Below are 12,690 nucleotides of genomic sequence, written 5' to 3'. Positions count from 1 at the left end.
GAATCGCGCGATGTCCAGATTCCTCCCGATCGTTTCCGCATCGCTCGCGGTGCTCCTCGCCGCCTGCACCCAGGTCAACGTCAAGGGCGATCCCGAAGCATGGGTGCGCTCGATGAGCAGCGGGGCGAGCACGACGCTGCGCGTGGCGACCTACAACACCTCGCTGTTCGACGACGCGACCGGCGGCCTGGTGCGCCGCCTCGAAGGTGGCGACCCCGGCGCACGCAAGATCGCGTCCGTCCTGCAACGCGTGCGTCCGGACCTGGTGCTGCTCAACGAGTTCGACTACGACGCGGACGGCCGCGCGGCGGATCTGTTCCAGCAGTACTACCTCGGCGTCGCCCAGCCCGGCGGCGGCGATCCGTTGCGGTATCCGTACCGCTACCTCGCGCCGGTGAACACCGGCGTGCCCAGCGGACTGGACCTGGACCGCAACGGCAGCGCGGGCGGCGATGGACGCAATCGCGGCAACGATGCCTGGGGCTACGGCCTGCATCCCGGCCAGTACGGCATGCTCGTGCTGTCGAAGTTCCCGATCGACGCCGCGCAGGTGCGCACCTTCCAGCTGCTGAAGTGGAGCGCACTCCCCGATGCGCGCCAGCCGCGCGATCCGAAGACCGGCACGGCGTGGTACGCGCCGCCGATCTGGTCGCAGCTGCGGCTGTCGTCGAAGTCGCACTGGGACGTGCCGGTGAAGACGCCGTCGGGCGTCGTGCATTTTCTCGTCTCGCATCCGACGCCGCCGGTGTTCGACGGTCCGGAGGACCGCAACGGCGCACGCAACGCGGACGAGATCCGCCTGTGGCACGAATACCTCTCGCCGGGCGACAAGCCGTGGCTGTGCGACGACCGCGGCCGCTGCGGCGGGCTCGCCGCCGACGCGCGCTTCGTCATCGCCGGCGATCTCAACAACGACCCGATCGACGGCGACGGTCGCCACGAAGCCATCCTCGAACTGCTCGAACACCCGCGCGTCGTGCGCATGGCGACACCGCGCAGCGAAGGTGCGGCCGAAGTGGCGAAGAAGTACGCCGACGCCGGCGTCGTCCATCGCGGCGCGCCCGCCCACGCCACCGGCGACTTCGGCCCGAAGGCCGGCACGATGCGACTGGATTACGTGCTGCCGTCGGTGGGATTCGCGGTCAAGGACAGCGGCGTGTTCTGGCCGTCGTCCGCCACGCCGGAAGCGGCGATCGCGGACGGCAGCGATCATCACCTGGTGTGGGTGGACCTGGACGCGGGCGCGGAGTAAGCCGCTTCCGCTTCCGCAAGGCGGAGTCAGCAACGCGTTACGCGTGCTTCGCCGCCCAGCCCCGGATCACTTTCGCGATCTCCGCCACTCCGTCGGTCAACGCAGCCGGGCCCGGCTGCAGGATCACCGGCGACTTGATCTCGTGCAGCTCGCCATCGCGCACGGCGGGGATCGCGTCCCAGCCCTCGCGTGCGGCGACCTTTTCCGGGCGGAACTTCTTGCCGCACCACGAGCCGAGGATGATGTCGGGCGCGCGACGCACCACTTCGCTTGGATCCTCGAGGATGCGCTGCTTCGCCAGCGATTCCGCCGCGCGTTCGGGGAACACGTCGTCGCCGCCGGCGATGCGGACCAGCTCCGCCACCCACTGGATGCCGCTGATCAGCGGCTCGTCCCATTCCTCGAAGTAAACCTTCGGCCGGCGCGCCAACGTCGCCGCTTCGCGCGCGATGTCCTCGAGCCCGCGTTGCAGCTCCGCGGCCCACGCATCGGCACGCGCGCCGGCGCCGACCAGCGCGCCGAGGCGACGGATGTAGTCGAGGATGCCGTCGACGCTGCGGTGGTTGCTGATCCACACCTCCACGCCGTGGCGGATGAGTTCGCCCGCGATCTCGGCCTGGATGTCGGAAAACCCGACCACGAAGTCGGGGCGAAGCTTGAGGATCTCGCCGATCTTCGCGCTGGTGAACGCGCTGACCTTGGGCTTCTCGCGACGCGCGATCGCCGGCCGTACGGTGAAACCGCTGATGCCGACGATGCGATCCTGCTCGCCGAGCGCGTACAACGTCTCGGTGGGTTCTTCGGTGAGGCAGACGATGCGTCGCGGGCCGCGCGTCACGGGAACAGCATCCGCCGATGCCAGTCGCCGGCGACGTCGCGTTCGTAGCTCTGGCGTTCGTGCAGGCGGTAGTTGGCGCCGTACCAGAACTCGATCGTCGTCGGCCGCACGCGCAGGCCGGTCCAGCGCGCGGGACGCGCCACGTCGCGGCCTTCGAATTCCCGTTCGGCGTGCGCCAGCCGTTCCTCGAACGCCTCACGCGATTCCAGCGTTTCCGACTGCTTCGACGCCCATGCGCCGAGCTGGCTGCCGCGCGGACGCGAAGCGAAGTACGCATCGGCCTCGTCGTCGGAAACGATCTCGACCGCACCTTCGATCCGCACCTGCACGCCGTCGCGCACGCGCGGCCAGTGGAACAGCAGCGCGGCGTACGGATTGGCCTGCAGTTCACGGCCCTTGCGTCCGTCCAGGTGCGTGTAGAACACGAACCCGCGCGTGTCGTGCGCCTTGAGCAACACGATGCGCGCCGACGGACGCGCGTCGAGGCTGGCGGTGGCCACGGTCATGGCGGTGGGATCGGGCTCGCCGGCACGCTGCGCTTCCGCGAACAGCGTGTCGAAGGTGGCGAGGGCTTCGCTGAGCAGGTCGGGGGTATCCATTGCGCTATTGTGGGCCGATGCCGTCGCGATCGCACCCATCCCCTGCCCCGGGTTTCGACGATGCACTGGTCCGGCGGGTGCTGGACGATGCGCTGGCGCACGACAGCCGCGTTTACGCCATCGCCGGATTGCAGGGATCGGGCAAATCCACGCTGGCGGCGCAGGTCGCCGCGCTCGCGCGCGGTCGCGGCCTGCGCGTGGCGGTGCTGTCGGTGGACGATTTCTACCTGGGCCGGCGCGAGCGCCTGAACCTCGCCCGCCGCGTGCATCCGCTGCTGGCCACGCGCGGCCCGCCGGGCACGCACGACGTGACGCTGGCGTGCGAGACGCTCGACGCCCTGCGCACGGGCGTGCCGGTGCGAGTGCCGCGTTTCGACAAGCTCACCGACACCCGCCGCGTGCCCACGCGCTGGCCGCGCGTGGAGGCGGCGGATCTGGTCCTGTTCGAAGGCTGGTTCCTGAAGACGCCGCCACAGATGCCGGCCGAACTGGACGAGCCGATCAACGCGGTTGAACGCGAGGAAGACCGCGACGGCACATGGCGTCGCTATTGCAACGACGCGCTGGGCCGCGACTATCCGGCGCTGTGGTCGCGGCTGGATCGCATGTTGTTCCTGCAACCGCCGGGCTTCGACACCGTGCCGGAGTGGCGCTGGCAGCAGGAAACGGCCCTGCGCGCGGCGCGCACGACGCGCGGCGGCATGGACCGCGCGCAGGTGGCGCGTTTCGTGCAGGTGTTCGAGCGCGTGAGCCGGCAGGCGCTGCAGCACCTGCCCGGCATCGCCGAATGGACGCTGGCGCTGGACGCAGAACGGCGCCCACGGGGCTGACGCGGCAACACGCCGCCGTCCACCCGGGTGGCTACAATCGTCTGATGAATCCCGCCACCAACCTCGTCCTGGTCGGCCCGATGGGCGCTGGCAAAACCTGCGTCGGCCGCTGGCTGGCGGAGCGCTTCGGCCTGCGCATGGTGGACGCGGACAAGGAAATCGAGCGCGTGGCGGGCGCCAGCATCAACACCATCTTCGAGTGCGAGGGCGAGAGCGGCTTCCGCACGCGCGAACGCACGACGATCGCGACGCTGCTGGGCGACGACGGGCTGGTCCTTTCCACCGGCGGCGGCGCGGTGCTCGACGCCGACAACCGTCGCCTCCTGCGCGAACGCGGCTTCGTCGTGCACCTGCACGTCGGCGTCGAGCAGCAGCTGGAGCGGCTCGCGCGCGACCGCAGCCGTCCGCTGCTCGCGCGCGGCGATCGCGAGGACGTGCTGCGTACCCTCGCCGCGCAACGCGCGCCGTTGTACGCGGAGGTCGCCGACCTGGTGTTCGACACCAACGACTATTCCAGCACCGAGGCAGCCGCGCGGCTTGCGCAGGAACTCGATGCCCGCTGGCAACGTCCCGCACCGCGAAGCGCGGCGGACGCCGCCGGCCGCACCCAGACGGAGCCGACATGAGCACGATGCGCACGGTCAAGGTCGATGGCGAGTCCCGCTACGACATCAGCATCGGTCCGGGGCTGATCGCCGAGGCGTCGCTGTTCGCGGGCGTCCTGCGTGGCAAGCACGCACTGATCGTCAGCGACGCGAACGTCGCGCCGCTGTACGCGGACCGCGTCGAGCAGACGCTGCGCGCCGCGCGCCCGGCGCTGCAGGTGTCGCGCTTCGTGATGCCCGCCGGCGAGCAGGAAAAGACCCTCGCCCGCTTCTGCGAATGCCTCGACGCGCTCGCCTCGCTGTGCGCCACGCGCGACGCGGCGGTGGTCGCGCTCGGCGGTGGCGTGGTCGGCGATCTTGCCGGCTTCGCCGCGGCGTGCTGGATGCGCGGCATCGATGTCGTGCAGGTACCTACCACGTTGCTGGCGATGGTGGATTCGTCCGTCGGCGGCAAGACCGCGGTGGACGTGCCCGCCGGCAAGAACCTGGTCGGCGCGTTCCATCCGCCGCGCGCGGTGGTCGCCGACACGACGACGCTGCGCACCCTGCCCGAACGCGAACTGCGCGCCGGCCTGGCCGAAGTGGTCAAGTACGGTGCGATCTTCGACGTCGATTTCCTCACGTGGCTGGAAACCAACGCCGCCGCGCTGCTCGAAGGGCGCGACGCGACGCTGGCCGAGGCGATCGCGCGTTCGTGCCTGTACAAGGCCGAGGTGGTGTCGCGCGATCCCTACGAACACGGCGAACGTGCGCTGCTCAACTTCGGCCACACCTTCGGCCATGCGATCGAGGCCGAACAGGGCTACTCGGGCGCGGGCTCCGACGCGCTCAACCACGGCGAGGCCGTGGCCGTGGGCATGGTCCTCGCCGCCCGCCTGTCCGCCGCGACGGGACGCGCGCCGGCCGCCGATGCGCAGCGCCTGCAGGCCCTGCTGCAACGGTTGGGCCTGCCGACCGCGATCCCGGCCGGACTGCGCCCGGAGGCCCTGCTCGAACGCATGCGCCTGGACAAGAAGGCCGACGCGTCGGGCCTGCGCTTCGTGCTGTGGGAGCGTGCGGGGCTGGCCAAATTGGCCGCCGGCGTGGCCGAGGAACGCGTACTGGACGTGCTGCGCGCGGGCTGAACCTCGCCCACCGGGCCCGCCGATGAAGGCCGCCGCCGCGGCTCACGTACAATTGCCCGCCATGCGCCTGCTCCTGCAACAACGGCCCGACGGCCGCGAAGCGCCGCGCTTCGTCCAGCTCATGCTGCAACCCGACCTGCTCGGCGGGTGGACGCTGGTGCGCGAAAGCGGACAGATCGGCGGCCGCAGCACGCTGCGCCGCGAGCAGTTCCTCGACCAGGCCAGCGCGATGGCCGCGCTGGAAGCGGCCCGCGACCAGCAGCTCAAGCGCGGTTTCCAGCTCATGTTCGTGCAGGGTGCCGACGCGCCGAAGTAAGCCCTGCCCATGCAACAGTCCGGTGCGCGCGCAAGGCGCCGCGCACCGCTCCCGCGGTGGCCTCCGCCGCGATAATGCCGCCCACGTTTCGCGCCCCCGCGCCGAAGGATCCCGATGACCGCCGCCAGCCCCCTCCAGAACGACCGTTTCCTGCGCGCCCTGCGCCGCGAGCCCGTGGACCGCACGCCGGTGTGGCTGATGCGCCAGGCCGGTCGCTACCTGCCGGAGTACCGCGCCACCCGCGCCGCCGCCGGCAGCTTCCTGGGCATGGCCAAGAACCCCGAGCTCGCCTGCGAAGTGACGCTGCAGCCGCTGCGCCGGTTCCCGCTCGATGCGGCGATCCTGTTCTCCGACATCCTCACCGTGCCCGATGCGATGGGCCTGGGCCTGTACTTCGTCGAAGGCGAAGGTCCGAAGTTCGAGCGCCCGGTGCGCACGCACGAGGACATCGCGAAGCTGGCCGTGCCCGACATGGACCGCGAACTGCGCTACGTGACCGACGCGGTGCGCACGATCCGTCGCGAGCTGGCCGGTTCGGTGCCGCTGATCGGTTTCTCCGGCAGCCCGTGGACGCTGGCCTGCTACATGATCGAAGGCGGCGGCAGCGACAACTTCTCCAAGGTGAAGTCGCTCGCGCTCAACGATCCGGCGGCGATGCATCGCCTGCTCGACGTCGTCACCGACGCGGTGATCGCCTACCTCGACGCACAGCGCCAGGCCGGCGCGCAAGCGCTGCAGGTGTTCGACACCTGGGGCGGCGTGCTGTCGCCGTCGATGTACCGCGAGTTCTCGCTGCGTTACCTCACCCGCATCGCGCAGTCGCTGCCGCGCGGCGACGACAACACGCCGCTGATCCTGTTCGGCAAGGGCAACGGCGCGTACCTGGAGGAACTGGCCGCGACCGGCGCGGAAGGCGTCGGCATCGACTGGACCGTGGGCCTGGGCGACGCCGCACGCCGCACCGGCGGCAAGATCGCGCTGCAGGGCAACCTCGATCCGGTCACGCTGTACGCGCAGCCCGACGCGATCCGTCGCGAAGTCGGCCGCGCGCTCGACGATTACGCCACCGGCAACGGCGGTTCGCGCGAAGGCCACGTGTTCAACCTCGGCCACGGCATGTCGCCCGACATGAGCCCGGACCACGTCGCCGCGCTGGTGCAGGCGGTGCACGAGCTCAGCGCACGCTGATCGATTACGCACACGATGCCACCCGGAAAGGCCGCGCACTGCGCGGCCTTTCGCTTTACCGGCGCACGCTCATCGGCGCGGCACGCCTTCGAGCAGGCCGGCGAGCATCGCGCCGGTCACCGGCTTGCGCAGGAAACCCTGGAATCCCGTCGCTGTCGCCTGCGGTTCGGCATCGGCGTCGGCACGCGCGGTGATCGCCAGCAGCGGACGCGAGAACCCCTGTCGGCGCAGTTGTTGCGCGAGCGCGAAGCCGTCCATGCCCGGCAGGTCGAGGTCGAGCAACGCGGCATCGAAGTTGCCGGTTGCGGTCTCGCTCATCGCCGCCAGACCGTGCGCGGCGTGCACGACGCGATGGCCCTGCGCACGCAACAGTCCGGCGATGACTTCGGCGACGGTCGGATCGTCCTCCACCAGCAGCAGCGAAAGCGGCTTGCCACGCAGCGCCAGCAGTGCGTCGCCGCCATCGTGCGCGGCCGGCGATGCGGCCGCCTCCAGGGGCAGGTCGACGATGAAGCGCGCACCTTCGCCAGGCGCACTTTCGACGCGGATGCCGCCGCCCATCGCGGCGGAGAGTTCCTGGCAGATCGCCAGGCCCAGGCCACTGCCGCCATAACGCGCGGCGGTGCGCGCGCCTTCGGCCTGTTCGAAACGGCGGAAAAGGCGCGCCTGCTGTTCCTCGTTGAGACCCGGCCCGGTGTCCTCGACCACGAAGCGCACGCCGCCCGTTTCCAGCGCGGCGACGCGCAACGCAACTTCGCCGGCCTCGGTGAACTTGATCGCGTTGCCGAGCAGGTTGAGCAGGATCTGGCAGACGCGATTGACGTCGCCACGCAGGCCACGCGGGGCATCGGGCGCGACATCGACGAGGAAACGCAGGCCGCGCTTGTGCGCCAGCGGCGCCATCAGCGACGCGGCCTCGTCGACCACGGCGCGCACGTCGAACGGCGAAGACGATAGTTCCAGTCGTCCGGATTCGATCCGCGCCAGATCGAGCGCATCGTTGACGAGCCGCAGCAGGTGCCGACCGGCACGACGGATCGAATCGACGTAGCCGCGCTGCTGATCGTCCAGCGGCGTGTCCATCAACAGCTCGCTCATGCCCAGGACGCCGGTCATCGGCGTACGCACTTCATGGCCGAGCGTGGCGAGGAAACGGGTCTTGGCCAGCGAGGCCTCCTTGGCGACCTCGCGCTCGTGCTCGGACAGCTGCCACGCATGGCGCCGCTTGAGGCGACGGCGATACGCATCGGCGGCCCACCACGCGAGCAGCACCGCGAGGCCGACGAACCCGATGATCGCCGCCCAGGTGCGCCACCACGGCGGCGCGACGGCGAAGTCGATCGTGCGCGCCTGCGACCAGACGTGGTCGACCGTGCGCGCCTGGATTTCCAGCCGGTACTGGCCCGAGGGCAACTGCGTGAACACGCGCTCGCCCGATCCCGTGACCTGCACCCAGTCCGGGTCGTAGCCGACGAGGCGGAAGCGGTAGACGTGGTTGCGCGCGTCGTTGAACGAGATCAGTCGCACGACGATGCGCAGGTCGCGGTCCTCGTGCGCGAGTTCGAACGAGCGCGTGGGATCGAGCACGACGCGACGGTCCTGATGGCGCACGTCGATGTTCTCCACCACCAGGTGCGGCGCCTGCGTGTTGGGCCGCACGTCGGCGGGATCGAACATCACCAGCGCGACCGGCGATCCGACCAGCATGTGGCCGTCGCTCGGGCGCGATACGAGCGAGCCGTCGAATTCCTGGCTGGGAAGGCCATCGCGCACGCCGTAGACGCGCGTGGAACGCCGCGCCGGATCGATGCGCAGGAGGCCGCGCACGCTCGATGCCCAGACGATGCCGGCCGCGTCGACGTTGAGGCTGCTCGGTGCCAGCGCGGGCAGGCCGTCGGCGCCGGTCAGTTCCAGCGTGCGCTGCATCGACGCGCCATCCCAGCGGTACGCCTCGATGCGTCCCAGCCGCGCCAGCCAGATCCCGCCGCGACCGTCGGCCACGAACGCGGCGACGCGTCCCTCGTCGACGCCCGGCAGGCGCTCGAAGCGTCCGGCCGCATCATTCCATCGCACCAGTCCCCGCGAACCGGCGACCCACAGCGCGCCGTCCGGGCCTTGCTCGACGTCCTCGACGAAGATGTCGCGCGGAAGGCCGCGACCATCGCCGGCGCGAAGGGTGTCGCGCACATGGCCGTCCTTGTCGCGACGCTGCACGTCGCCTTCCTCGGTGACGATCCACAACGATCCGTCGGCAGTCCACACCAGTTGCGATACGCCCGCCGGGGGCGCATCCGTGCGGTCGCCCTCGCTCCAGCGCCGTACCTGCCCGCTCGCGGGTTCCACTTGCGCCAGGCCGCCGCGGTAACTGACCCATACGCGTTTGTGTGAATCCTCGACCACGCTTTCAAGGATCAGGCCGTGGCCGATGTCCGAGGCGACATGGCGCACGCGGCCGGTGTCGGGATCGAGCCGGTCGAGCACGCCACCGCTGCCGACCAGCCACATCGCACCGTCCGATGCGGGCGCGATCGCACGCACGTGCGCGTTGGCAAGCGAAGCGGGATCGTCGATGCGGCGGTTGAGCACCGCGAACTGGCGCCAGTTGCCCGGCAGGTACCACAGGCCGTTGCTGCTGCTGGCGAACCACAGCCCGCCCTCGCGGTCCTCATAGGCACCGACCCACGACGGGCGCACCATGCCCTGCGCGGCGTTGCTGTACAGCGGCACCATGCCCATCTGCCCGTCGTCCTCGCGCCCGAGCCCCTGCGGCACGTCGAACCAGTACGTGCCGCCGCGATCGCGCATCAGCACGTGCAGGATCGTGTCGCGCATGCCCGCGTCCTGCCACGGCGTGGCCGAGTACGTGCCGTCCGCGCGCCGCACGCCGACACCACGCGGCGTGGCGAACCACAGCGTGCCGTCGCGTTCGGCGGTGATGCCGTTGATCAGCGGCGAACTGAGCGCGCGTTCGGGGACGCGTTCGAAGTCGCGGCCGGTCCAGCGCGCGACGCCACCCTTGGTGCCGACCCACAAGGTGCCGTCGGGCGCGACCACCAGTTGCGAGACTTCCGCATCGGGCAGGCTGCGCGGGTCGCCCTCGCGCGGCATGAAGCGGGTGACCTTGCCGTCGGCGTCGAGGCGATGCAGTCCGCCGAACGGCGTGCCGAACCAGACCGCGCCATCGGGCGTGGAGGTCACCGTCCAGATGATGTCGTCGCCCATCCCGGGCGTATTGGCGCGGTCGTGCCAGGTGAAGCGTTTACGCTCGCGGTCGAGCATCGCCAGGCCGGTCTTGGTCGCGACCCAGACCCGATTGCGCGCATCGACGTGCACCGCCCATACGAAGCTGTCGCGCAGTCCCTGCTCCACGCGCCACACGCGGAAGCCGATGCCGTTGTAACGCGCCAGCCCGTCGCTGGTGGCGATCCACAGATAACCGTTGCGGTCTTCGGTGATGCCGTTGATGCGGTTGGACGGCAGACCGTCGGCGACGGTGATCTGGCGCGGCCGCGGCGTTTCCGGCAGGTGCGCCCGGACCGGCCCCGACAGCATGCATGCCAGTACTGCCCACACGATTGCCCTTGCCAGCATGGCGTTCCGTCGTCCTGTCCCCAACCCCGGCGCTAGGCTCGGCCAATGCGGCCGAGGGCGCAAGTGCGACTGTGTCCGGGCGGAGCCTGCAACGGTTCGTTACAGGGATCGTCCGACCCGTTCACCCGGCTGCGCCTAGAATCCCGGGCAACCCGTCCGCCAGGAGCCGTCGCATGCCGTTCGCCCGTCCCGCCCTCGCGGCCGGTCGCCGCGTCCCGTCGCTGGCGACATTCGCACTGGCGTTGCTGTTGCCACTCGCGGCGCACGCCGAAGAGGAAACCTACACGCTCGACCCGGTGCACACGCGCGTGCTGTTCGCGGTCGAGCATGCGGGCTTCTCCAAGGCGATGGGCACGGTGTCGGGAAGCTCCGGCACGCTCGTGTTCGATCGCGACGACTGGCGCAGCGCGAAGCTCGACGTGCGCGTGCCGATCCATCGTCTCGATCTGGGCGATGCGAAGTGGAACGAAGCGGTGCTGGCGACGAACCTGCTCGACGGCAAACGCCATCCCGAAGCGCATTTCGTCTCGCACACGGTCGAACCCGGCGAAGCCGACCACGCCAAAGTCTGCGGCGACCTCACTCTGCGCGGAACGACGCGGCCGCTGTGCATGGATGTCGTGCTCAACGCACTCAAACGTCATCCATTGCCGCCGTTCCGCCGCACGGCGGGCTTCTCCGCGACCGCCACGCTGAGCCGCGCCGAGTACGGCATCGACGCGTGGAAGAACGTCATCGGCGACAGTATCGAACTGCGCATCGAAGCCGAGGCCGTGCGCGGTCGCGCTGATGCATCCGGTGAAACACCCGCCGACACGCAGGCCGAGCCCACGAACGAACCACCCGCCGAACCGGCGCCGCCCACCGAACCGCAGCCCGAACCCACGCCATGATCCTGAAGAACACCGACGACCGCTGGGGCCCCATCAGCCAGCTGCTGCACTGGCTGATCGTGCTGCTGATCCTGGGCCTGGGCGTGGTCGGCCTGGTGATGGTCGAGCTGCCCAAGTCGCCGCGCTATTTCTGGGTGTACGACCTGCACAAATCGTTCGGCCTGAGCGTGCTCGCGCTGGTCGCGCTGCGCCTGGCGTGGCGCTTCATCGCCGGTGCGCCGCGCGCCGTCGCGGGCACGCCGCACTGGCAGGAGCGCGTGGCGAGCATCACCCACTGGCTGCTGTACGCGCTCACTTTCGCCGTGCCGTTGTCGGGCTGGCTGTACGACTCGGTCAGCGGCCTGCGTCCACTGCGCTGGTTCGGACTGTTCAAGGTGCCCAAGCTCGCCGACCCGAGCCAGGCGCTGAAACCGCTGGTGCGCGACTGGCACGAATGGCTGTTCTGGGCGCTCATCGCCCTCGTGCTGGTGCACGCGGCCGCCGCGTTCTACCACCACCTCGTCCAGCGCGACGCCACGCTCACGCGCATGTTGCCGCGTCGTCGCACCACTTCCCCCGCTTCGGAGATCCGTTGATGTCGATCAAGTCCTCCACGCTGACGACTGCGTTCGCGCTGTCGCTGGTCGTCGCCGCACCCGCCTTCGCCGCCGATTACGTCCAGGCCGCCGGTTCCAGCCTCACCTTCGCCAGCAAGTACGAAGGCGAAGTGTTCACCGGCAAGTTCCCGAGCTTCACCACGAAGCTGTCGTTCGACCCGAAGCAGCTGGCGACGTCGAAGCTGGACGTGGCGATCCCGCTCACCGGCGTGACCACCGCCAACGACGATCGCGACGAAGCACTGAAGGGCGCCGATTTCTTCTCCATCGCGAAGTTCCCGCAGGCGCGCTTCACGTCCAGCAAGTTCCGCAGCCTCGGCGGCAACCAGTACGCGGCCGACGGCACACTGAGCCTGCGCGGCGTGAGCAAGCCGGTGACGCTGACGTTCACCTGGACGCCTGGCGCGCAGCCGGTGCTGAGCGGCAAGGCCACGGTCAAGCGCCTGGATTTCGGCATCGGCACCGGTGACTGGGCCGACACGAGCGTGCTTCCGAACGAAGTGGCAGTGAGCACGAAGGTGGTGTTCTCGCCGACGAAATGAGGACGGCGATCGATCGCGTGATCGGCCTCTGATCTTCCCGCCCGGCCATCCTCGCCGGGCTTCGTCAGGCCACGCGGCAGTGCCGCGGGCACTCGCTTCGATGATGTTGCCGCTGCCATCCCTGGCGCCACGCAATGACTTCGGATCGCCCAGCCCGACCATCCTGGCCGGGCGTTCGGCAGGCCACGCGGCAGTGCCGCGGGCACTCGCTTCGATGATGTTGCCGCTGCCATCCCTGGCGCCACGCAATGACTTCGGATCGCCCAGCCCGACCATCCTGGCCGGGCGTTCGGCAGGCCACGCGGCAATGCCGCGG

13 protein-coding genes are annotated in these 12,690 nt (G+C 70.1%); 10 read left to right on the top strand and 3 right to left on the bottom strand.

Annotated elements, in window-relative coordinates; translation table 11 throughout:
* The first annotated feature begins 10 nt into the window (after positions 1-10).
* Positions 11-1,252, top strand: a complete 1,242-nt coding sequence (locus FOF45_RS12260; RefSeq protein ID WP_158985262.1) for an endonuclease/exonuclease/phosphatase family protein — start codon at positions 11-13, stop codon at positions 1,250-1,252.
* 37 nt (positions 1,253-1,289) lie between these two features.
* On the opposite strand, the gene FOF45_RS12255 is transcribed toward FOF45_RS12260, so the two are convergent.
* Together FOF45_RS12255 and pdxH are read right to left on the bottom strand one after the other, a co-directional pair.
* Positions 1,290-2,090: an ABC transporter substrate-binding protein gene (locus FOF45_RS12255; protein ID WP_158985260.1), complete on the bottom strand. Its 801-nt coding sequence runs from the start codon at positions 2,088-2,090 to the stop codon at positions 1,290-1,292.
* Complete coding sequence (gene pdxH, locus FOF45_RS12250; RefSeq protein ID WP_158985258.1) at positions 2,087-2,689, bottom strand: pyridoxamine 5'-phosphate oxidase; 603 nt, start codon at positions 2,687-2,689, stop codon at positions 2,087-2,089. Before pdxH ends, FOF45_RS12255 begins: the two co-directional genes overlap by 4 nt.
* Positions 2,690-2,706: 17 nt before the next feature.
* Here pdxH and FOF45_RS12245 point away from each other — a divergent pair, with 17 nt between their 5' ends.
* The 5 genes from FOF45_RS12245 (at position 2,707) to hemE (ending at position 6,752) form a co-directional block, all read left to right on the top strand.
* Complete coding sequence (locus FOF45_RS12245; RefSeq protein WP_158985256.1) at positions 2,707-3,519, top strand: kinase; 813 nt, start codon at positions 2,707-2,709, stop codon at positions 3,517-3,519.
* A 44-nt stretch (positions 3,520-3,563) separates the two neighbouring features.
* Positions 3,564-4,145 (top strand): shikimate kinase, encoded by a 582-nt coding sequence (locus FOF45_RS12240; protein WP_158985254.1) that lies wholly within the window; start codon positions 3,564-3,566, stop codon positions 4,143-4,145.
* Positions 4,142-5,248, top strand: a complete 1,107-nt coding sequence (aroB, locus tag FOF45_RS12235) for a 3-dehydroquinate synthase (RefSeq protein WP_158985252.1) — start codon at positions 4,142-4,144, stop codon at positions 5,246-5,248. The genes FOF45_RS12240 and aroB overlap by 4 nt, the downstream gene beginning before the upstream one ends.
* Positions 5,249-5,309: 61 nt before the next feature.
* Entirely contained in the window at positions 5,310-5,564 is a 255-nt protein-coding gene (locus FOF45_RS12230; RefSeq protein WP_158985250.1) for a WGR domain-containing protein, read from the top strand.
* Between the two features lie 114 nt (positions 5,565-5,678).
* Positions 5,679-6,752 carry a uroporphyrinogen decarboxylase gene (gene hemE, locus FOF45_RS12225; RefSeq protein ID WP_158985248.1) on the top strand — a complete coding sequence of 358 codons (1,074 nt, stop codon included), beginning with the start codon at positions 5,679-5,681 and terminating at the stop codon, positions 6,750-6,752.
* Between the two features lie 69 nt (positions 6,753-6,821).
* Here hemE and FOF45_RS12220 read toward each other — a convergent pair whose 3' ends face one another.
* Positions 6,822-10,343: a hybrid sensor histidine kinase/response regulator gene (locus FOF45_RS12220; RefSeq protein ID WP_199244480.1), complete on the bottom strand. Its 3,522-nt coding sequence runs from the start codon at positions 10,341-10,343 to the stop codon at positions 6,822-6,824.
* Positions 10,344-10,564: 221 nt separating this feature from the next.
* Between FOF45_RS12220 and FOF45_RS12215 the strand changes: the two genes are divergently transcribed.
* The 4 genes from FOF45_RS12215 to FOF45_RS18350 all read left to right on the top strand — a co-directional run.
* Positions 10,565-11,236 (top strand): YceI family protein, encoded by a 672-nt coding sequence (locus FOF45_RS12215; protein WP_425481958.1) that lies wholly within the window; start codon positions 10,565-10,567, stop codon positions 11,234-11,236.
* Positions 11,233-11,811, top strand: coding sequence for a cytochrome b (locus tag FOF45_RS12210; RefSeq protein WP_158985244.1), 579 nt, complete (start codon positions 11,233-11,235; stop codon positions 11,809-11,811). Before FOF45_RS12215 ends, FOF45_RS12210 begins: the two co-directional genes overlap by 4 nt.
* Positions 11,811-12,374, top strand: a complete 564-nt coding sequence (locus tag FOF45_RS12205; protein ID WP_158985242.1) for a YceI family protein — start codon at positions 11,811-11,813, stop codon at positions 12,372-12,374. Before FOF45_RS12210 ends, FOF45_RS12205 begins: the two co-directional genes overlap by 1 nt.
* 100 nt (positions 12,375-12,474) lie before the next feature.
* On the top strand, positions 12,475-12,690 hold a 216-nt coding region (locus FOF45_RS18350), incomplete at its 3' end, for a hypothetical protein (protein ID WP_233264138.1).

The sequence above is a fragment of the Lysobacter panacisoli genome, from assembly GCF_009765165.1.
In the GTDB taxonomy this organism is placed as follows: Bacteria; Pseudomonadota; Gammaproteobacteria; order Xanthomonadales; family Xanthomonadaceae; genus Lysobacter_J; species Lysobacter_J panacisoli.
This window is presented reverse-complemented; position numbering and strand designations above follow the sequence as displayed.

What these genes read in the sequence shown, in the direction of transcription:
- FOF45_RS12260 (WP_158985262.1), top strand. Translation starts at nt 11, where the DNA reads ATGTCCAGATTCCTCCCGATCGTTTCCGCATCGCTCGCGGTGCTCCTC.
- FOF45_RS12210 (WP_158985244.1), top strand. Translation starts at nt 11,233, where the DNA reads ATGATCCTGAAGAACACCGACGACCGCTGGGGCCCCATCAGCCAGCTG.
- pdxH (WP_158985258.1), bottom strand. Translation starts at nt 2,689, where the DNA reads ATGGATACCCCCGACCTGCTCAGCGAAGCCCTCGCCACCTTCGACACG.
- hemE (WP_158985248.1), top strand. Translation starts at nt 5,679, where the DNA reads ATGACCGCCGCCAGCCCCCTCCAGAACGACCGTTTCCTGCGCGCCCTG.
- FOF45_RS12245 (WP_158985256.1), top strand. Translation starts at nt 2,707, where the DNA reads ATGCCGTCGCGATCGCACCCATCCCCTGCCCCGGGTTTCGACGATGCA.
- aroB (WP_158985252.1), top strand. Translation starts at nt 4,142, where the DNA reads ATGAGCACGATGCGCACGGTCAAGGTCGATGGCGAGTCCCGCTACGAC.
- FOF45_RS12240 (WP_158985254.1), top strand. Translation starts at nt 3,564, where the DNA reads ATGAATCCCGCCACCAACCTCGTCCTGGTCGGCCCGATGGGCGCTGGC.
- FOF45_RS12230 (WP_158985250.1), top strand. Translation starts at nt 5,310, where the DNA reads ATGCGCCTGCTCCTGCAACAACGGCCCGACGGCCGCGAAGCGCCGCGC.
- FOF45_RS12205 (WP_158985242.1), top strand. Translation starts at nt 11,811, where the DNA reads ATGTCGATCAAGTCCTCCACGCTGACGACTGCGTTCGCGCTGTCGCTG.
- FOF45_RS12220 (WP_199244480.1), bottom strand. Translation starts at nt 10,343, where the DNA reads ATGCTGGCAAGGGCAATCGTGTGGGCAGTACTGGCATGCATGCTGTCG.